Here is an 18,931-nt window from a genome sequence, read left to right on the forward strand (position 1 = left end):
AAGCTCAGGGCGAACGGGGCACTGCCGTTCGGGCTGAGCCTGTCGAAGCCCTGGTTCAATGCGCGCAGGCCCTTCGACAGGCTCAGGGCGAACGGGGCACTACCGTTCGGACTGAGCTTGTCGAAGCCCTGGTTCAATGCGCGCAGGCCCTTCGGCAAGCTCAGGGCGAACGGGGCTCTGCCGTTCGGGCTGAGCTTGTCGAAGCCCTGGTTCAATGCGCGCAGGCCCTTCGACAAGCTCAGGGCGAACGGGGCACTGCCGTTCGGGCTGAGCCTGTCGAAGCCCTGGTTCAATGCGCGCAGGCCCTTCGACAGGCTCAGGGCGAACGGAGTGAGGTGGGACAGCATGTCAACCCCTCGGCGCCCGCGGCGCAAAGATGATCCGCCAGGTGCCGCGCAGGTCGCGCACTTCGGCGTTCTGCAACGCGCCCTTCTCCATCAGCAGACGATGCAATCGCGGCAGGTGGTAGTGCGGCACGGCGGGGTACAGGTGGTGCTCCAGGTGGTAGTTCACATGGTGCGGGAACAGCAGCGCGCGGCCCATCACATTGGCGACACCGCCGCCGGTGCGGTTGCTGCGTGCCGCCGTCAGCGGCGACGACAGGTCGGTCACGCCGCCGTGCTCCATGATCGCGCGCAGCCGCAGGATCGGCTGCAGCACCGTCAGCAGCGGCAGCATCCACAGCACGGCGTACTGCAGCAGGCCGCGGCCGCCCCCGAGTGCCCAGCACAGCAGCGGAGCAGCCACCTGGAACGCCACCACGGCCCAGCGGTCGCGGCGGGCGCTGGCGCGCAGTTGCGGCGAGGTGTCGTCCAGCGGTCGGGCCGCCTTCTGCGTCACGTCGTTCAAGGCCGGCGCGCCGAAGAAGTACGCGAAGGTCTTCCAGGCGTTCCATCCGACGAGGTCCTGGCCCAGCTTCTTCCACAGGTAGCCGACGCCGCGCGGGTAGCCGCCGTGGATCGCGGTGTCCGGGTCTTCGGCGGTGTACAGGTTGTTGTGGTGCAGCCGGTGGATCACGCGGTAGGTGCACATCGAGATGCCGCCGGCCATGCCGATCAGCCGGCCGACCGCATCGTTGACGCCGCGGTGGCTGAACAGCCGGTAGTGCGCCGATTCGTGCGCCAGGATGAACAGGCCGTGCTGGTGCACGCCGATCACCAGCACCGCCAGCAGCGCGACCGCCCAGCCCCACGGCCCGCCCCAGGTGACCAGCGCCGCGGCGACGGCCAGCCCGATGCTGCCGAAGGTGGTCAGCACCGCGCCGAGCGAGCGCCAGTCGTTCAGCCGCGTCAGCGACGCGATCTCGTCGGCGTTCAGGATGCGGCGCGCGGCCGCATTGCCCGAGCCCGCCGCGCCGGCGACGCGCGCCACCGCGGTGCGGGGCGGCTCGATCGGCCGCAGGTCTTCGCGGAACTCTTCGCCCGCGCCAGGGGTGGATGAGGTCTTCATCGCCGGGTCCTCCAATCGCTGTCGGGGTTCGACCGCCGACAGCGCGTCGGGTTCAGACGAGTTTCACCAGCTGCTTGCCGAAGTTGCGGCCTTTCAACAGCCCCAGGAAGGCCTCGGGCGCCGACTCGATGCCCTGCGCCACCGTCTCGCGGTACTTCAGCTTGCCGGTGGCCACCAGCGTGCCCAGCTCCTTCAGCGCCTCGGGCCAGACGTCCATGTGCTCGCTGACGATGAAGCCTTCGAGCTTGAGCCGCGACTGCAGGATCAGCTGCGGGTGCGTCAGCGGGATCGGCTGGCCGTCGTAGCCGGAGATCATCCCGCACAGCGCGATGCGGCCGAAGGCGTTCATGCGCGCGAGCACGGTGTCGAGCATCAGCCCGCCGACGTTCTCGAAGTAGCCGTCGACACCATCCGGCGCGGCCTCCTTCAGCGCGGCGTACAAGGCCTTCGGGTCGCGGTGCGCCTTGTAGTCGACGCAGGCGTCGAAGCCGAGTTCGTCGATCACGTAGCGGCACTTGTCGGGCCCGCCGGCAATGCCGACCGCGCGGCAGCCGCGCACCTTGGCAAGCTGCCCCACCGCGCTGCCGACCGCGCCGCTGGCGGCGCTGACGACGATGGTCTCGCCTGCTTTCGGCGTACAGATCTTCACCAGCCCGTACCACGCGGTGACGCCCGGCATGCCGACCGCGCCGAGGTAGGCCGCGAGCGGGATGTGCGCGGTGTCGACCTTGCGCAGCAGGCCGGCCTGGCTCGCATCGACCACCGCGTACTGCTGCCAGCCGCCCATGCCGACCACCTTGTCGCCGGCCTTGAAGCCCGGGTGGCGAGACTCGACCACCTCGCCGGCGGTGCCGCCGATCATCACCTGGTCGATCGGCTGCGGCTGCGCATAGCTCTTGCCGGCGTTCATCCGGCCACGCATGTACGGGTCGAGCGACAGGTAGTGGTGGCGCACCAGCACCTGGTTGTCGGCGAGCGCCGGCACCGGCTTCGATTCGAGACGGAAGTTGGCGGCCGTGGCCTCCCCGTCGGGGCGCGACGCAAGAACGATCTGCTGGTTGCTGGCGGTCATGGTGTGTCTCCTGAACGAGGGGTCAGTCGGAGGCGTTCGAGCGGAGGATCTTGCGTCCCCCTGCCGGAAGCCCTTGCAGGTACTTGAAGGTGCCGCTCGCGCTCGCGAGCAGTTCGCCGTTCGCATCGACCACCGTGCCTTCGCAGAACGCGAGCGATGCGGTCGCGTGCAGCAGCCTGCCGCGCGCGACGATGCGGCCGAGGCCGGGACGCATGAAGCTGGTCTTCATCTCGATCGTCACGACGCCGGTGCCGCCCGGCTGCCCACCCGGCTTGATCGAGCTGCTGCGCGCGGCATGCGCCATCGCGACGTCGAGCAGCGTCATCGTGACACCGCCGTGCGCGACGCTCCACGAATTGCACAGCTCGTCGCGCAGCGTCAGGCCGATCTCGGCCTCGCCGTTCTCGAACTTCAGCAGCTCGAAACCCAGTTGGTCGACGAAGGGAATGTGGACCGGAAATTCCATCGTGTTCAGTGCCCGCGTCTCAATGACCATGGACCGCGCTGACGCCGCCATCCACCGCGAGGATCTGGCCGGTGATGTGCTTGCCGGCGGCCGACGCGAACAGCAGCGCGGCACCCTTCAGGTCGTCGTCGTCGCCGATGCGGCCGAGCGGCGCGCCGCTGGCCAGCGCGTCGGCACCCACCTTCGCGATCGTGCCGGCCGTCATCTTGCTCGGGAACATGCCGGGGGCCAACGCGTTCACCGTGATGCCGTGGCGGCCCCATTCGGCCGCCAGCGTGCGGGTGAAGTTGACGACCGCGCCCTTGCTGGTGCCGTACGCGATGTACTTCATCGTCGACGGCGAGCCCGACAACCCGGCGATCGACGCGACGTTGATGATGCGCCCCGACCGGCGCGGGATCATGCTCAGCCGGCCGACCGCCTGGCTCATCAGGAAGATGCTGCGGATGTTCAGGTTCATCACCTTGTCCCAGGCCTCCAGCGGGTAATCCTCGGCCGGCGCGCCCCAGGTCGCACCGGCGTTGTTGACGAGGATGTCGACGCGCCCGAGCCGCTGCATCGCCTCGTCGGCCACGCGCTGGATCTCGTCCGGCTGGCTCGCATCGGCCGCCACCCAGCGGGTGTCGATGCCGCGCGCCTGCAGGTGGGCGGCGGCCTCTTCCAGGTCGGCGGCCTTGCGCGAGGTCAGCAGGATCTTCGCACCGGCCTCGCCCAGCGATTCGGCGATCTGCAGCCCGAGCCCGCGCGAGCCGCCGGTCACCAGCGCGGTCTTGCCTTCGAGGCTCAGGAGGGTCTGGATCGGTGTGCTCATGGGTTCGATCTCCTAGTCGTTGTGCCGGTTGAGGGACCTGAAGAACGCGTCGCTGTTCGTCTCGCGCCCGAGGAAGTTGCGCATCAGCTGCGCCGGCGCCACCTGCGCGCCCTGCGACAGCACCTGCTCGCGGTAGCGCATGCCGACCTCGCTGCTGAGCTTGTCGGCGGCGAACGCGGTGCGCAGGTCCTCGGCCAGCACCAGGCTCCACAGGTAGCCGTAGTAGCCCGAGGCATAGCCGGTCGCGATGTGCGAGAAGCCGGCGGGGAACAGGCTGCCCTTCACATGGCCGAGCGGCGTCGCGCCTTCCATGCGCTGCCAGGTGGCCAGCGGCTCGGGCGCATCCTTCGCGTACAGCGCCAGGTCGTAGCTCGCGTACAGGTGCTGGCGCGCCACCGCGATGCCCTTCGCGAAATCGCGCGCCTTCGAGGCCCGCGCCACCAAGTCGTCCGGGATCGGCTTGCAGCCCGGGCAGACCTCCTTGAACAGCGCCAGCACGCGCGCGTCGTAGACCCAGTCTTCCAGCATCTGCGACGGCGCCTCGACGAAATCGAGCTGCACGTTGGTGCCGCCCTGCGTCGCGTAGCGGGTGTTCGACAGCAGCCCGTGCATCGCATGGCCGAACTCGTGCAGCAGCGTCTCCAGCTCGTCGATGTTCAGGCCCTTGCGGTTGAAGTTGACGACCAGGCCGGCGGCCGGCGTGCGGTGGGCGAGCGTCGACGGGTTGCGGAAGCTCCAGACCGCCGCATGGTTGTACTTGCCTTCGCGCGGGTACAGGTCGACGAAGAACGTGCCGAGCACTTTCTTGCTGGCGACGTCGCGCACCTCGAACGACTGCGCGTCCGGGTGCCACAGCGCCTGCTGCAGCGGCTCGAACTGCACGCCGAACAACTGGCCGGCGACGCGGAACACGAAGTCGAGGCTGGCCTGCGGCGGGAAGTAGGTGCGGAACTCCTCGGTGTCGAGCTGGAAGCGGTTGCGGCGCTCGCTCAGCGTGTAGTAGGTGAGGTCCCAGCGGTTCACGGCGGTGGTGGCTACCGGCTGCTGCAGGTCGCGCGCCTTGGCCTCGCGCAGCAGGCCGAGGTCGGCCACCTCGCGCTGCGAGACGGCGTCCTTCACGGTGCCGAGGAAGGCCTGCACCGCCGCGGCGTTGCCGGCCATGCGTCGGCGCATCGCGAAATCGGCATACGACGGCAGGCCGAACAGCTGCGCATACGCGCGGCGCAACTGGCCGAGCTGCTGCAGCGTCTTCAGGTTGGCCGCGCCGCCGAGGTTCTGGAAGGCACGCCACATGCGCTCGCGGGTCTCGCCACGCCGGGCGTTCTCGATGATCGCGTCGTAGCTGGGGTAGTCGAGCCCGAACAGGTAGCGGCCCTGGGCATCGCGCTGGCGGTCTTTCAGCGCCTCGGGCGGCACGCCGTCGAGTTCGTCGGCCGCGAACGCGACGCGCGTCCTGTCGTCGCGGATGCGGCGGTCGAAGCGCTGGCCGAGCCGGGTGATCTCGGTGCTGAGCTTCTTGGCCTGCGCCTGCCTGGCGGGCGTCAGCGCGACGCCGGCGTCCTCGAACGCATCGAGCGTGTCGCGCAGCAGCCGGGCGTCGATGTCGTCGGCCGGCGTCACCTGCTTCAGCAGCGCATAGAGCTTCGGGTTCTGCAGGAAGCCGTTGCGGAAGTCCTGGTAAGCGAGGTCGCAGGCATCGGCCGCGTCGCGCACCGCCTTGTCGGGATGCACCGCGTTCAGCAGCGACAGCGGCCCGACCACGTCTTCATAGCGCCGGTTCATGCCGTCGAGCTCGACCAGCAGCCCGGTGCCGGTGCTCGCCGGCAGGGCCTGCAGCCGCTTCTCGTCGGCACGGGCGCCGGCGATCAGCGCCTTGCAGGCGGCATCGGCCTGCGCCGCGTTGCGGTAGTTCGGGAACACGTACGACGGCGTGGCCGGCTGGGCGCTGGCGACGCCGGCCGACAGCGCGAGGGCGAGGGCAAGCAGCGGCCGGATCATGGCGAACCCTTCATGCGCGAGCGCACGTAGATCAGCACGACGCCGCAGGCGGCGACGAGGCCGCCGGCCAGCGAGATGCCCCAGCCCAGCGGCTCCAGGTAGCGTTGCACCGCGAGCCCCAGCGCGACGCCCAGCAGGCCGCCGTAGATCAGCACCCAGACGAGGGTTTCGATCGTCGAAGTCTTCATCGGAATCTGGCCCGGTGTCAGAACCAGGCGTCGTTCATGGAACGGCAAGTATCGTCGCGCGACTCGACCACGTTCAACCAGGCGGGCACCTTGGGCAGTTCGTAGCGGAAGAAGAAGCGGGCGGCGGCGAGCTTGCCGTGCAGCAGCGCGTCCCCGCCCTGCTCCCGCCCGGGCTGTTCCAGCCGCTGCTGCGCGCAGATCGCCACGTCGAGCCACACCCACGCCAGCACGGTGTGCCCGAAGGCCTGCAGGTAGGGCGTCGCATTCGCGAGCGCCTCTTCCGGCACGCCGGTGGCCCAGGCCGCCTTGGTGGCATTGCCCAGCGCCTTCAGCGCGCCGGCGAGTGCATTGGCGTGCCCGGCCAGCGCGGGCAGCATCAACGCGCGCTGCAGCGTCGCATTGACCTTGGTGGCCAGCAGCATCAGGCCCTTGCCGCCGTCCATCACGACCTTGCGGCCGAGCAGGTCCAGCGCCTGGATGCCATGCGTGCCTTCGTGGATCATGTTCAGGCGGTTGTCGCGCCAGTACTGCTCGACCGGGTAGTCGCGGGTGTAGCCGTAGCCGCCGAGCACCTGGATCGCGAGGCTGTTGGCCTCCAGGCACCATTCGCTCGGCCAGCTCTTTGCAATGGGCGTCAGCATCTCCAGCAGCAGCGCGGCTTCGGCCGCGGCCTCGGGCGGCGCGGTGTGCTGTTCGTCGACGAGGCGGGCGCAGTACAGCTCCAGCGCGAGCGCGCCTTCGCAGTAGCTCTTCTGCGCCAGCAGCATGCGTTTCACATCGGCGTGCTGGATGATGGGCACCTGCGGCCGGGTCGCATCCTTGCCGCCCGGCCCGATCGGCCGGCCCTGGGGGCGACCGCGCGCGTAGTCCAGGCTCGTCTCGTAGCCGGCATAGCCGAGCATCGTCGCGCCGAGCCCGACGCCGATGCGCGCCTCGTTCATCATGTGGAACATGCAGCGCAGCCCCTCGCCGGGCCGCCCGACGAGGTAGCCGATGGCACCGCTGCCGCCGCGCACCGGGAACCGGCCTTCGCCGAAGTTCAGCAGCGTGTTCGGGATGCCGCGGTAGCCGAGCTTGTGGTTGAGCCCGGCGAGCGCGACATCGTTGCGTTCGCCGGTCAGGCGCCCGTCGGCATCGACCATCTTCTTCGGCACGACGAACAGCGAGATGCCGCGCGTGCCGGGCACCAGCGCGCCGTCGGGCCCGGGGATCTTCGCGAGCACCAGGTGCACGATGTTCTCGGCCAGCTCGTGCTCGCCGTTCGAGATCCACATCTTGTTGCCGCGCAGCCGGTAGCGGGGACCGAGCGGGTCGCTGGCAGCGTCGGGACCGTCGGGCGTGGCGCGGGTGACGATGTCCGACAGGCTCGACCCGGCCTGCGGTTCGCTGAGGCACATGGTGCCGAAGAAGCGCCCGGAGAATTCGTTCTTCGCGAACACCTCTTTCTGCAGCGGCGTGCCGTGCGCCATCAGCAGGTTCGCATTGCCGCTGGTCAGCATGCCGCCGCCGCCCATGCCGATGCCGCCCTTCGCGAAGAAGGCGTTGGCGGCCATCTCGATCACGCAGGGCAGCTGCATACCGCCGATCTCGTAGTCCTGCGCGGCGGCGAGCATGCCCGACTCGACGTAGGCGCGCGAAGCCTCGTGCGTGGCCTGCGGCTGGATCACCCGCTCGCCATCGAAGCGCGGCTCTTCGGTGTCGGTGATCCGGTTGAACGGCGCGAACTTCTCGCGGGCGATGCGTTCGCAGGTGTCCAGCACCGCATCGAAGGTGTCGCGCGAGTGGTCGGCGAAGCGGCTGCGGTGCTTCAGCGTGTCGACCTGGAGCCAGTCGTGGAGGAAGAAGTCGAGCGTGGGGCGCATGCGTTGTCTCTCGTAGCCCGGATGCCCATCCGGGGTGGGGCCGCGCCGGACGGGCATCCGGGCGACGACGTCACAACACCTCGAAGACGCCGGCAGCGCCCATCCCACCGCCGATGCACATCGTCACGCACACCCGTTTCGCCCCACGCCGCTTGCCTTCGATCAGCGCATGTCCGGTCAAGCGCTGGCCACTGACCCCATACGGATGCCCGACCGCAATCGCCCCGCCGTTGACGTTCAACCGGTCCATCGGAATCCCCAGCGTGTCGGCGCAGTACAGCACCTGCACCGCGAACGCCTCGTTCAGTTCCCACAGGTCGATGTCCTGCACCGTGAGCCCGAGCCGCTTCAGCACCTTCGGCACCGCGAACACCGGGCCGATGCCCATCTCGTCGGGCTCGCAGCCCGCCACCGCGAAGCCCAGGAAGCGGCCCAGCGGCTTCAGCCCGCGCTGCTGCGCCAGCGCCTCGCTCATCACGACGCAGGCGCCCGCGCCATCGCTGAACTGGCTCGCATTGCCCGCGGCGATCAGCCCGCCCGGCAGCGCCGGCTTGATGCCCGAGATGCCTTCGACCGTCGTGCCGTAGCGCAGGCCTTCGTCGACGCTGATCGTGACCTCCTTGCTGCGCAGCCCCATCACCGGATCGGCCACACCGGCGATCACCGTCATCGGCACGATCTCGTCCTTGAACCTGCCGGCATCCTGCGCCGCACAGGCCTTCTGCTGGCTCGCCGCGCCGTAGGCGTCCATGCGGTCGCGGCCGATCTTGTAGCGCTTGGCCACCTGCTCGGCCGTCTGCAGCATGCTCCAGTAGATCTCCGGCTTGTGCTCGCGCAGCCAGGGATCGACGATCATGTGCTTGTTGGCCTCGTTCTGCACGCACGAGATGCTCTCGACGCCGCCGGCCACGTACACGTCGCCCTCGCCGGCCACGATGCGCTGCGCGGCCATCGCGATCGTCTGCAGCCCGCTCGAGCAGAAGCGGTTCACGGTCACGCCGCTCGTCGTCACCGGCAGGCCGGCGCGCAGCGCGACCTGGCGCGCGATGTTGCTGCCGGTCGCGCCTTCGGGCGTCGCGCAGCCCATGATCACGTCGTCGACCTCGGCGGCATCGATGCCGGCGCGCTCGACCGCGGCCTTCACCGCGTGCCCGCCCAGCGTCGCGCCGTGCGTCATGTTGAAGGCGCCCTTCCAGCTCTTGGCCAGCGGCGTGCGGGCGGTGGAAACGATCACTGCAGTGGTCATGATGGTGTGTCCCGTTTCGTCTTCAGGAGAAAGTCCTGCCTTCGGCGGCCAGGCGTGCCAGCAGCGGCGCCGGTTGCCAGAACGCGGCGTCGTCGTGCGGGTTCTTCGCGAAGCGGTTCATCGCCGCGACCACGTTGAACAGGCCCACGGTGTCGGCATAGCACATCGGCCCGCCGCGGTGCAGCGGGAAGCCGTAGCCGGTCAGGTACACCATGTCGATGTCGCTCGCGCGCAGCGCAATGCCCTCTTCGACGATCTTCGCCCCCTCGTTGACCAGCGCGTAGACCAGCCGGTGCACGATCTCGTCGTCGCCGATCTTGCGCGGCACGATGCCCAGCTCGGCACGGTGCTTCTCGATCATGCCGTCGACCAGCGCGCTCGGGATCGCGTCGCGCTTGCCCGGCAGGTAGTCGTACCAGCCGGCGCCGGTCTTCTGGCCGAAGCGGCCCATCTCGCACAGCAGGTCGGCCGTCTTGCTGTAGCGCAGGTCCGGCTTCTCCAGGTAGCGGCGCTTGCGGATGTACCAACCCACATCGTTGCCGGCCAGGTCGCCCATGCGGAACGGGCCCATCGCGAAGCCGAACTTCTCGACCGCCTTGTCGACCTGCTGCGGCGTGCAGCCTTCTTCCAGCAGGAAGCCGGCCTGGCGCGAGTACTGCTCGATCATGCGGTTGCCGATGAAGCCGTCGCACACGCCCGACACCACGCAGGTCTTCCTGATCTTCTTGCCGAGCGCCATCACGGTGGCCAGCACATCCTTCGCGGTCTTCTCGCCGCGCACCACCTCGAGCAGCTTCATCACGTTGGCCGGGCTGAAGAAGTGCGTGCCGATCACGTCCTGCGGGCGCTTCGTGAAGGCCGCGATCCTGTTCACGTCGAGCGTCGAGGTGTTGCTCGCGAGGATCGCGCCGGGCTTCATCACCTCGTCGAGCGTCTTGAAGACCTGCTCCTTCACGCCGATGTCCTCGAACACCGCCTCGATCACCATGTCGGCGTCCTTCAGGTCGGCATAGTTCAGCGTGGTGCTCAGCAAGGCCATCCGCGCATCGAGCTTGTCCTGCTTCAGCTTGCCCTTCTTGACCTGCGCGTCGTAGTTCTTGCGGATGATCGCGACGCCCTTGTCCAGCGCTTCCTGCTTCATCTCGAGGATGACCACCGGGATGCCGGCGTTCAGGAAGTTCATCGCGATGCCGCCGCCCATCGTGCCGGCGCCGATCACCGCGAGCTTCTTCACGTCGCGCACCGGCGTGTCGGCTGGCACGTCGGGGATCTTGCTGGTGGCGCGCTCGGCGACGAAGGCATGGCGCAGCGCGCGGCTTTCGGGCGTCATCATCAGCGCGATGAAGGCCTCGCGCTCCTGCTTCATGCCGTCGTCGAACTTCTTGTAGACCGAGGCCGCGACCGTCTCGACGCATTGCAGCGGCGCCGGGAAATTCTTCGACATCGCGCCCACCGTGTTGCGGGCGAACTGGAAGAAGGCGTCGGGGTTCGCGTGCTCGGCCTTCAGGTGGCGCACCAGCGGCAAGGGTCGCTTGTCGGCAACCTCGGTCGCGAACGCGCAGGCACCGGCCAGCAGGTCGCCATCGATCATCTTGTCGAACAGCTTCTGGCCGGGCGCCATCGCGAGCAGCTCGCTCTTGACCGGCTCGCCGCTGACGATCATGTTCAACGCGTTCTCGACGCCGATCACGCGCGACAGCCGCTGCGTGCCGCCGGCGCCGGGCACCAGGCCCAGCTTCACCTCGGGCAGCGCGACCTGCGTGCCCGGTGCCGCGACGCGGTAGTGACAACCCAGCGACAGCTCGAGACCGCCGCCCATGCACACCGTGTGGATCGCCGCGACGACCGGCTTGCTGCAGGCCTCGACCGCCAGGATCACGCTGAGCAGGTTCGGCTCCTGCAGCGCCTTCGGCGAGCCGAACTCGCGGATGTCCGCGCCGCCCGAGAAGGCCTTGCCGGCGCCGGTGATCACGATCGCCCTGACCTGGGCGTCGGCCTGGGCCCGGTCGAGCCCGTCGGTGATGCCCTTGCGGGTGTCGTAGCCGAGGCCGTTGACCGGCGGGTTGTCCAGCGTGATCACGGCAACCGGGCCGCGAAGTTCGTAGGTGGCGCTCATGCGGTGTTCTCCGGGTGGAATAGAACGATCGTTCGATTCTAGGAATGGTTTGGCGAATCGTCGTGTCTCGTCAGTGACATCCGACGAATCGCCTGCGAAGCAAAGCGTCCATCAAGCAACTCCCGCGGAACCGGCTTTGCCGGGCCGCTGGGAGGCGCCCCTTCGGGGCAGGAGCGAAGCGACTGGGGGGCCAATCACACCTCCAGCCACTCCTTGCGAATATAGGCGTTGCCTCGCAGGTCGGTCGGCGTGCCCTCGAACACGATGCGGCCATGGCCCATCACATAGCATCGCTGCGAAATATCCAGCGCGATGGTCAGCTTCTGCTCGACCAGCAGCACCGACACGCCGCGCCGCTTCAGCTCGTTCAGGTACTGCGCGACCTGCTCGACGATCTTCGGCGCCAGGCCTTCGGTCGGCTCGTCGATCATGATCAGGTCCGGGTCGCCCATCAGTGTGCGGCACAGCGTCAGCATCTGCTGCTCGCCGCCCGACAGCACGCCGGCCTCGGTGTGCTGCCGCTCCTTCAGCCGCGGGAACATCGCGTACATGTCGTCGAAGGACCAGCGCGGCGTCGGCCGGCCGCGCTTCTCGCCGAGCAGCAGGTTCTGGTGCACCGTCAGCTTCGGGAAGATGTCGCGGTTCTCCGGCACGTAGCCGATGCCCTGGTGCGCGATCTCGAAGGCCTTCAGCCCGAGCAGCTCGCGCTCGCGAAAGCGCACCGAGCCCTTGCCGTCGACCAGGCCCATGATCGCCTTCACCGTGGTCGAGCGCCCCGAGCCGTTGCGCCCGAGCAGGCTGACGATCTCGCCCGGCTTCACGTCCAGCGTCACGCCGTGAAGCACATGGCTCTTGCCGTAGAACGCATGCAGGTTGTCGAGCTTCAGCATCGCGTCAGGCTCCGTGCGCCTTGTCGTGTGACGCCAGGACCGAGCCCAGGTACGCCTCCTGCACCTTCGCATTCGCGCGCACCGCCTCCGGCACGTCGAACGCGATCACCTCGCCATACACCAGCACCGCGATCTTGTCGGCCAGGCCGAACACCACGCCCATGTCGTGCTCCACCGTCAGCAGCGTCTTGCCCACCGTCACCTCGCGGATCAGCTGGATGAAGCGGGTCGTCTCGCTCTTGCTCATGCCGGCGGTCGGCTCGTCGAGCAGCACCACGCTGGCGCCGCCGGCGATCGTGATGCCGATCTCCAGCGCGCGCTGCTCGGCATAGGTCAGGTTCATCGCCAGCACGTCGCGCTTCCGGTCGAGCTTGATCATGCGCAGCACCTCGTCGGCCCGGTCGTTCGCGTCGCGCAGGTCGGCCAGGAACTTCCAGAAGGCGTAGCGATAGCCCATGGACCATAGCACCGCGCAGCGGATGTTCTCGAACACCGACAGCCGCACGAACAGGTTCGACACCTGGAAGCTGCGCGCCAGGCCCATCCGGTTGATCTCGTAGGGCTTGCGGCCGGCGATCGACGCGCCGTTCAGCCGGATGTCGCCGGTGCTGACGCCGAAGCGCCCGCTGATCAGGTTGAACAGCGTCGACTTGCCGGCACCGTTCGGGCCGATGATCGCGATGCGCTCGCCCGGCTTCGCTTGCAGCGACGCGCCGCGGATGATCTCGGTCTTGCCGAAGCTCTTGCGGACGTCGTTGAGTTCCAGTGCGTAGGGGCTCGCGCTCACAGGGCTTCCCTCCGCCTGATCTCTTTCTCGATCTCCTGCTGCGTCTCGTCCCACTGCCGCTTGAACTCGCGCCGCGCGACCTCGAACATCGCGATGCCGATCGCCATCACGAACAGCGCGCCGAACCAGCTGTCCAGGCCCTGCACGTTCAGCGTGCCGCCCATGAACTTCACCGTCGGGCCGAGCGCCGAATTGAGCTGCAGGTGGTAGATCATCTCGACGATCGCCGCCGCGCCGGCCAGCGCCACCGCGCCGGTGCCGCCCAGCGCCAGGTACGACGACGCGAGCCGGCGCAGCTTGCCGAAGCCGGCCACGCGCAGGTTCATCATGATCAGGCTCGAGATGCCGCCGGGCGCGAACATCACCATGAACATGAACACCAGCCCGAGGTAGATCTGCCAGGCCTTCGTGATCTCGGAGAACATCACGAACGCGAGCACCAGCAGCACCGCGCCGATGATCGGCCCGAAGAAGAAGAACGCGCCGCCGAGGAAGGTGAACAGCAGGTAGCTGCCGGAGCGGAAACCGCCGACCGAATCGGCGGTGACGATCTCGAAGTTCAACGCGGTCAGCCCGCCGCCGATGCCGGCGAAGAAGCCGGCGATGATGAACGCCAGGTAGCGCACCACCTGCGTGTTGTAGCCGACGAACTCGACGCGCTCCGGGTTGTCGCGCACCGCGTTCAGCATGCGGCCGAACGGCGTGCGCGTCAGCGCGTACAGCGCCGCGGTGCAGACGAAGCAGTAGACCGCGATCAGGTAGTAGACCTGCACCTGCGGCCCGAAGCTGATGCCCAGCACCGCCTTGCCGGCCACGCGGTTCGAGCTGACGCCGCCTTCGCCGCCGAAGAACTCGGGGAACATCAGCGCCATCGCCGCGACCAGCTCGCCGACGCCGAGCGTGATCATCGCGAAGGTGTTGGCCGATTTCTTCGTCGTGACCCAGCCGAGCAGCGCCGCGACGCCCGCGCCGGCGGCCCCGCCGACCAGCGGCACCAGGCTCATCGGCAGCGGCAGCCGCCCGGCCCCGATCAGGTTCATCGCATGGATCGCGAAGAACGCGCCCAGCCCGACGTATACCGCATGCCCGAAGCTCAGCATGCCGCCCTGGCCGAGCAGCAGGTTGTAGCTGAGGCAGATGATGATCATGTAGCCCATCTGCGACAGCATCGTCATCGCGAGGCCGCTGGTGAACAGCATCGGCGCGGCGACCAGCAGCAGCGCGAACACGCCCCAGATCACCCAGCGGCCGACGTTCAGCGGCCGGAAATGGAGGCGCTGGCCGCCCGCTGCCCGACCGGAAGACGGTGCTGGAACGGGGGCTTGCACGGCGGATTTCAGCACGGCACTCATCCTTCGCGCGTCCCCATCAGGCCCTTCGGGCGGAAGATCAGCATCAGCACCAGCAGCAGGTACGGCAGGATCGGCGCCACCTGCGAGATCTTCAGCTTCAGCAGCGGGTAGCCGAAGCTCTCGGGCGTGATCGCGACGCCGGCCCATTGCAGCGCGCCGAGCGCCGACTGGTCGAGCGCCACCGCGAAGGTCTGGATCAGCCCGATCAGCAGCGATGCGACGAACGCGCCGGCCAGCGAGCCCATGCCGCCGACCACCACGACGACGAAGATGATCGGCCCGACCGCGCCCGCCATCGTCGGCTCGGTGACGTAGGCGTTGCCGCCGATCACGCCGGCCAGGCCGGCCAGCGCCGCGCCGCCGCCGAACACCCCCATGAACACCAGCGGCACGTTGTGGCCGAGCGATTCGACCATCTCCGGATGGGTCAGCGCGCCCTGGATCACCAGCCCGATGCGGGTGCGCGACAGCAGCAGCCACACCGACACCAGCATCAGCAGCGCGACGAGCATCATGAACGCGCGGTACATCGGGAACTGCGTGCCGTACAGCGTGAACAGCGGGCCGTCGAGGATCGCCGGTACCCGGTAGTCGACCGCCGAGCGGCCCCAGGTGAGCTGCACCAGTTCGAGGATCACGAACGACAGCCCGAAGGTGATCAGCAGCTCGGCCACGTGGCCGAAGCGGTGCACCCGGCGCAGGCAGAAGCGCTCGAACAGCGCGCCGACCACGCCAGTCAGCAGCGGTGCGACCACCAGCGACGGCCAGAAGCCGACGAACAACGTCGTCGTGTACGCGAAATAGGCGCCCAGCATGTAGAAGCTCGCATGGGCGAAATTGAGCACGCCCATCATGCTGAAGATCAGCGTGAGGCCGGAACTCAGCATGAACAGCAGCAGGCCGTAGCTGATGCCGTTCAGCAGCGAGGTGGTGAAGAACTCCATGGATGCGTCAATGAAAATCCCGCGTGACCCTGATGGGCTGTCGCGGGATTGTCAGCGGAGAGAGCTCAGCCGGCGCCGAGCCGCCTCAAGGCGGCTGAGCGCGCCCTCGGGGGGCAGGAGCGCAGCGACGTTGGGGCTGTCATGCTCCGGGACGCTTCATCTGGCACGACGTCGGCGTGCTCGACACGTAGGGCTCGTAGAACTTGTCCGGCGCGAAGGTGTAGCCGGTGCCCTCGACGTTGTACTTGTTCTTCGCGTCGACCTTGCGCCAGGTGCTCAGGTACAGGCCCTGCTGCATCTGGTGGTCGGACGCGCGCATCGTGATGTCGCCGCTGAAGCCCTTCACCGTCAGGCCTTCCATCGCAGCCGCCACCTTCACCGGGTCGGTGCTCCTGGCCTTGGCCATCGCGGCCGGCAGCATCGTGAAGATGTTGTAGATGTCGGTGGTGAAGAAGTCTTCCTTGAACTTCTTGTTGAACTCGTCGCCGACGTTGGCGATGTCGCCCGGAATGTTGTGGTGGGAGTACGCGATCATCTTGACCTTGCCCTCGCCGGCCGCGCCGATCGCGGTCGGCGTGCCGATCACGGCGGCGTAGTAGGTGTAGAAGGTGACGTCCAGCCCGGCGTCCTTCGCGGCCTTGATCAGCAGCGTCAGGTCCTGGCTCCAGTTGCCGGTGATCACCGTGTCGGCGCCGCTCTGCTTGATCTTCGCGACGTAGGGCGAGAAGTCCTTCACCTGGCCGAGCGGCGTCAGGTCGTCGCCGACGATCTGGATGTCGGGGCGCTTGCGGGCCAGCGTCTCCTTCGCGAACTTCGAGACCTGCTGGCCGTGCGAGTAGTTCTGGTTGATCAGGTAGACCTTCTTGATGGACGGCTGGTCCTTCATGTAGGTCGTCATCGCCTCCATCTTCATCGAGGTGTCGGCGTCGAAGCGGAAGTGCCAGTAGTTGCACTTGCTGTTGGTCAGGTCCGGGTCGACCGCGGAGTGGTTCAGGAACACGATCTCCTTGCCCGGGTTGCGCTCGTTGTGCTTGGACACCGCATCGATGATGGCCGCCGCCGCGCCCGAGCCGTTGCCCTGCGTCACGTAGCGGAAGCCCTGGTCGATCGCCGCCTTCAGCACGTTCAGGCTCTCCTGCGGCGAGGCCTTGTTGTCGAAGCCGACCACCTCGTAGGTGACGCCGGCCGGGTTCTTCTTGCCGCTGATGCGCTCGGCCATGAACTGGAAGCTCTTCAGCTGGTTCGCCCCCAGGCTCGCGAACGGGCCGGACAGCGGGTCGATCCACGCGATCTTCACCGTCTCGCCGGCTTGCGCGAAGGCGATTCCGGCATGCAGCGAGAAGGCGGCAGCCACTGACAGACCGAACAGCTTCCGGGTGAATTCCATGGGAACCTCGCGAGTTGATTGCGACAACGGCGAACGGTAATGGAAGCGGGTAGGCGACTGTTTGAGGGACTACCCGACAAGCGCTGTCGCGCGTGGGACAGAACCCGGATGGGCGTCCGGGTGCGGCCTCACGCGCTCGGCAGCTTGTGATCCTTGAACCGCTCCCGCAGCTTCAGCTTCAGCATCTTGCCGGTCGCCGTGTGCGGGATCTCGTCGACGAAGGCCACGTCGTCCGGGATCTGCCATTTCGCGATGCGGCCCTCGAACCAGCCGAGCATCTCCTTCGGCTCCAGCGCCGCGCCCGGCTTGCGCACCACCACCAGCAGCGGCCGCTCGTCCCATTTCGGGTGCGCACAGGCGATGACGGCCGCCTCGTGCACACCGGGGTGGCCCATCGCGATGTTCTCCAGCTCGATCGAGCTGATCCATTCGCCGCCGGACTTGATGACGTCCTTGCTGCGGTCGGTGATCTGCATGAAGCCGTCAGGGTTGATCGTCGCGACGTCGCCGGTCGGGAACCAAGACACGCCATCGACCTCGACCAGCGGCGACCCGCTGCGTCCGAAATAGCTGTCGATGACCCACGGCCCGCGCACCACCAGGTTGCCGGACGAGACGCCGTCCCACGGCAGCGGGCGCTCGTCGTCGCCGAGGATCTGCATGTCGACGCCATAGATCACGCGGCCCTGGGTTTCAAGCAGCTTGTGGCGCTGCGCGTCGTCCAGCCCCGCATGCTTGGCCTTCAGCTTCGCCAGCGTGCCGAGCGGCGACATCTCGGTCATGCCCCAGGCGTGGATCACCTCGACCCCGTGCTCGTCCTCCAGCGTCCGCATCATCGACGGCGGACAGGCCGAGCCGCCGATCACCGTGCGACGGAAGCTGCTGAACTTCAGGCCGTTCTGCCGGACGTGGTTCAGCAGCCCGAGCCAGACGGTCGGCACGCCGGCGCTGAAGGTGACCTGCTCGGCCTCGAACAGCTCGTACAGCGACTTGCCGTCCAGGTGCGGCCCCGGCAGCACCAGCTTCGCGCCGACCAGCGCGCCGGCATACGGCAGCCCCCAGGCGTTGACGTGGAACATCGGCACCACCGGCAGGATCACGTCGGCGGACGAGCATCCCATCGCATCCGGCAGCGCCGCCCCCATCGCGTGCAGCAGCGTCGAGCGGTGGCTGTAGACCGCCCCCTTCGGGTCGCCGGTGGTGCCGGAGGTGTAGCAGATGCTGGACGCGGTGTTCTCGTCGAACTGCGGCCAGGCAAAAGCGCCGTCTTCAGCCTCGACCAGCTCGTCGTAGCAGGCCAGGTTCGGTACGGGGCTGGCCGCCGGCATGTGCGCGCGGTCGGTCATCAGCACGAAGTGCTTCACCTGCGGCAGCTGCGGCGCGAGCTTCTCGACCAGCGGCAGGAAGTTCAGGTCGAAGCACAGCACCCGGTCCTGCGCGTCGTTGGCGATCCATGCGATCTGCTCCGGGAACAGCCGCGGGTTGATCGTGTGGCAGACCAGCTCCGAACCCGAGCTGCCGTAGTAGATCTCCAGGTGGCGGTAGCCGTTCCAGGCCAGCGTCGCGACGCGGTCGCCGCGCTCGCAGCCGAGCCGCGCCAGCGCCTGGGCCAGCTGGCGCGAGCGCCGCTCCAGCGCCTGCCAGGTGGTGCGGTGGATGTCGCCCTCGCAGCGCTTCGAGACGATCTCGGTGTCCGCCGCATGCCGCGCGGCATGCACGATCAGCGAAGAGATCAGCAACGGCATCTGCATCATCTGGCCCATCAGGCGTGACATCGACTTCTCCCGGTGAAAACGTGGTCAGGTGTCGAAATGATAGGAAAGCGACCTGCCGGCCCGGTGGCTGTTTACCCTAGGCGGCGACCTCCGCCGCGCCTGCCACCGTCCGGCGTCCCTGCCCGCGCCGACAGTCATCTACTAGAACTCTAGTTGACAACGTGCCGCGACGGCCTAAGATCTACTACAACTCTAGTAGGTCAACGCATGGACATCTCGCTCACCAACCGCGAAGCCGACATCATGCAGGTGCTGTGGGACCACGGCCCCTGCATCGTCGCCGAGGTGCGCGGCCACCTGCGCGACGAGCTCGCCTACACCACCGTGCTGACGCTGCTGCGCACGCTCGAGGCCAAGGGCTACGTGCGCCACACCGAAGAAGGCCGCGGCCACCGCTACGCCGCGAAGGTCAAGCAGCAGGCGGCCCGCAAGAGCGCGCTGAAGCACCTCACCGAGAAGCTGTTCCAGGGCTCCGCGGAGATCCTGTTCACGCACCTGGTGTCGGACCAGAAGCTGACCGCCGACCAGATCCGCCGCATGCGCGCGCTGCTCGCCGAGAAGGCGGACGACGGGGAGAAGCCGCAATGA

General features: G+C 68.0%; 17 protein-coding genes. 1 reads left to right on the forward strand and 16 read right to left on the reverse strand.

Translation table 11 applies throughout. The features are described from left to right. From FHT26_RS23280 to FHT26_RS23355, 16 genes are all read right to left on the reverse strand, one after another. A partial coding sequence (locus FHT26_RS23280; RefSeq protein ID WP_168562483.1) for a hypothetical protein occupies positions 1-347 on the reverse strand: 347 nt, incomplete at its 3' end. 1 nt (position 348) lies between these two features. Beyond that, complete coding sequence (locus FHT26_RS23285; RefSeq protein WP_168562484.1) at positions 349-1,449, reverse strand: fatty acid desaturase family protein; 1,101 nt, start codon at positions 1,447-1,449, stop codon at positions 349-351. Positions 1,450-1,501: 52 nt separating this feature from the next. Further along, positions 1,502-2,521, reverse strand: coding sequence for an NADP-dependent oxidoreductase (locus FHT26_RS23290; RefSeq protein WP_168562485.1), 1,020 nt, complete (start codon positions 2,519-2,521; stop codon positions 1,502-1,504). 22 nt (positions 2,522-2,543) lie between these two features. After that, complete coding sequence (locus FHT26_RS23295; protein ID WP_168562486.1) at positions 2,544-2,987, reverse strand: PaaI family thioesterase; 444 nt, start codon at positions 2,985-2,987, stop codon at positions 2,544-2,546. Positions 2,988-3,006: 19 nt separating this feature from the next. Next, entirely contained in the window at positions 3,007-3,798 is a 792-nt protein-coding gene (locus tag FHT26_RS23300) for an SDR family oxidoreductase (protein ID WP_168562487.1), read from the reverse strand. Positions 3,799-3,810: 12 nt separating this feature from the next. Then, positions 3,811-5,796, reverse strand: a complete 1,986-nt coding sequence (locus FHT26_RS23305) for a M3 family metallopeptidase (protein WP_210427557.1) — start codon at positions 5,794-5,796, stop codon at positions 3,811-3,813. After that, positions 5,793-5,984: a hypothetical protein gene (locus FHT26_RS23310; RefSeq protein ID WP_168562488.1), complete on the reverse strand. Its 192-nt coding sequence runs from the start codon at positions 5,982-5,984 to the stop codon at positions 5,793-5,795. Before FHT26_RS23310 ends, FHT26_RS23305 begins: the two co-directional genes overlap by 4 nt. Positions 5,985-6,001: 17 nt before the next feature. Further along, positions 6,002-7,846, reverse strand: coding sequence for an acyl-CoA dehydrogenase family protein (locus FHT26_RS23315; protein ID WP_168562489.1), 1,845 nt, complete (start codon positions 7,844-7,846; stop codon positions 6,002-6,004). 70 nt (positions 7,847-7,916) lie between these two features. Continuing rightward, entirely contained in the window at positions 7,917-9,092 is a 1,176-nt protein-coding gene (locus FHT26_RS23320) for an acetyl-CoA C-acyltransferase (RefSeq protein ID WP_168562490.1), read from the reverse strand. 22 nt (positions 9,093-9,114) lie between these two features. Further along, the gene (locus FHT26_RS23325) at positions 9,115-11,208 is read right to left on the reverse strand and encodes a 3-hydroxyacyl-CoA dehydrogenase NAD-binding domain-containing protein (RefSeq protein ID WP_168562491.1); all 2,094 of its coding nucleotides are present in this window, start codon (positions 11,206-11,208) and stop codon (positions 9,115-9,117) included. 194 nt (positions 11,209-11,402) lie between these two features. Then, positions 11,403-12,098 (reverse strand): ABC transporter ATP-binding protein, encoded by a 696-nt coding sequence (locus FHT26_RS23330; protein ID WP_168562492.1) that lies wholly within the window; start codon positions 12,096-12,098, stop codon positions 11,403-11,405. Between the two features lie 4 nt (positions 12,099-12,102). Continuing rightward, a complete protein-coding gene (locus FHT26_RS23335) occupies positions 12,103-12,885 on the reverse strand; it encodes an ATP-binding cassette domain-containing protein (protein WP_168562493.1) in 783 nt (260 codons plus the stop codon). Next, the gene (locus FHT26_RS23340; protein WP_168562494.1) at positions 12,882-14,237 is read right to left on the reverse strand and encodes a branched-chain amino acid ABC transporter permease; all 1,356 of its coding nucleotides are present in this window, start codon (positions 14,235-14,237) and stop codon (positions 12,882-12,884) included. The genes FHT26_RS23335 and FHT26_RS23340 overlap by 4 nt, the downstream gene beginning before the upstream one ends. Then, positions 14,234-15,181 carry a branched-chain amino acid ABC transporter permease gene (locus tag FHT26_RS23345; protein ID WP_168562495.1) on the reverse strand — a complete coding sequence of 316 codons (948 nt, stop codon included), beginning with the start codon at positions 15,179-15,181 and terminating at the stop codon, positions 14,234-14,236. The genes FHT26_RS23340 and FHT26_RS23345 overlap by 4 nt, the downstream gene beginning before the upstream one ends. Positions 15,182-15,320: 139 nt before the next feature. Beyond that, positions 15,321-16,568 carry a branched-chain amino acid ABC transporter substrate-binding protein gene (locus FHT26_RS23350; RefSeq protein ID WP_168562496.1) on the reverse strand — a complete coding sequence of 416 codons (1,248 nt, stop codon included), beginning with the start codon at positions 16,566-16,568 and terminating at the stop codon, positions 15,321-15,323. Positions 16,569-16,696: 128 nt separating this feature from the next. After that, positions 16,697-18,343, reverse strand: a complete 1,647-nt coding sequence (locus FHT26_RS23355) for a 3-(methylthio)propionyl-CoA ligase (RefSeq protein ID WP_168562497.1) — start codon at positions 18,341-18,343, stop codon at positions 16,697-16,699. A gap of 207 nt (positions 18,344-18,550) precedes the next feature. Here FHT26_RS23355 and FHT26_RS23360 point away from each other — a divergent pair, with 207 nt between their 5' ends. Next, positions 18,551-18,931, forward strand: a complete 381-nt coding sequence (locus tag FHT26_RS23360) for a BlaI/MecI/CopY family transcriptional regulator (protein ID WP_168562498.1) — start codon at positions 18,551-18,553, stop codon at positions 18,929-18,931.

Origin of the sequence: Rhizobacter sp. SG703 (assembly GCF_012275445.1) — a bacterium.
In the GTDB taxonomy this organism is placed as follows: Bacteria; Pseudomonadota; Gammaproteobacteria; order Burkholderiales; family Burkholderiaceae_C; genus Rhizobacter.

Bases quoted from the DNA above. Each gene is read 5' to 3' on its own strand.
- FHT26_RS23285 (WP_168562484.1), bottom strand. From the start codon at position 1,449: ATGAAGACCTCATCCACCCCTGGCGCGGGCGAAGAGTTCCGCGAAGAC.
- FHT26_RS23290 (WP_168562485.1), bottom strand. From the start codon at position 2,521: ATGACCGCCAGCAACCAGCAGATCGTTCTTGCGTCGCGCCCCGACGGG.
- FHT26_RS23295 (WP_168562486.1), bottom strand. From the start codon at position 2,987: ATGGAATTTCCGGTCCACATTCCCTTCGTCGACCAACTGGGTTTCGAG.
- FHT26_RS23300 (WP_168562487.1), bottom strand. From the start codon at position 3,798: ATGAGCACACCGATCCAGACCCTCCTGAGCCTCGAAGGCAAGACCGCG.
- FHT26_RS23305 (WP_210427557.1), bottom strand. From the start codon at position 5,796: ATGATCCGGCCGCTGCTTGCCCTCGCCCTCGCGCTGTCGGCCGGCGTC.
- FHT26_RS23310 (WP_168562488.1), bottom strand. From the start codon at position 5,984: ATGAAGACTTCGACGATCGAAACCCTCGTCTGGGTGCTGATCTACGGC.
- FHT26_RS23315 (WP_168562489.1), bottom strand. From the start codon at position 7,846: ATGCGCCCCACGCTCGACTTCTTCCTCCACGACTGGCTCCAGGTCGAC.
- FHT26_RS23320 (WP_168562490.1), bottom strand. From the start codon at position 9,092: ATGACCACTGCAGTGATCGTTTCCACCGCCCGCACGCCGCTGGCCAAG.
- FHT26_RS23325 (WP_168562491.1), bottom strand. From the start codon at position 11,208: ATGAGCGCCACCTACGAACTTCGCGGCCCGGTTGCCGTGATCACGCTG.
- FHT26_RS23330 (WP_168562492.1), bottom strand. From the start codon at position 12,098: ATGCTGAAGCTCGACAACCTGCATGCGTTCTACGGCAAGAGCCATGTG.
- FHT26_RS23340 (WP_168562494.1), bottom strand. From the start codon at position 14,237: ATGAGTGCCGTGCTGAAATCCGCCGTGCAAGCCCCCGTTCCAGCACCG.
- FHT26_RS23345 (WP_168562495.1), bottom strand. From the start codon at position 15,181: ATGGAGTTCTTCACCACCTCGCTGCTGAACGGCATCAGCTACGGCCTG.
- FHT26_RS23350 (WP_168562496.1), bottom strand. From the start codon at position 16,568: ATGGAATTCACCCGGAAGCTGTTCGGTCTGTCAGTGGCTGCCGCCTTC.
- FHT26_RS23355 (WP_168562497.1), bottom strand. From the start codon at position 18,343: ATGTCACGCCTGATGGGCCAGATGATGCAGATGCCGTTGCTGATCTCT.
- FHT26_RS23360 (WP_168562498.1), top strand. From the start codon at position 18,551: ATGGACATCTCGCTCACCAACCGCGAAGCCGACATCATGCAGGTGCTG.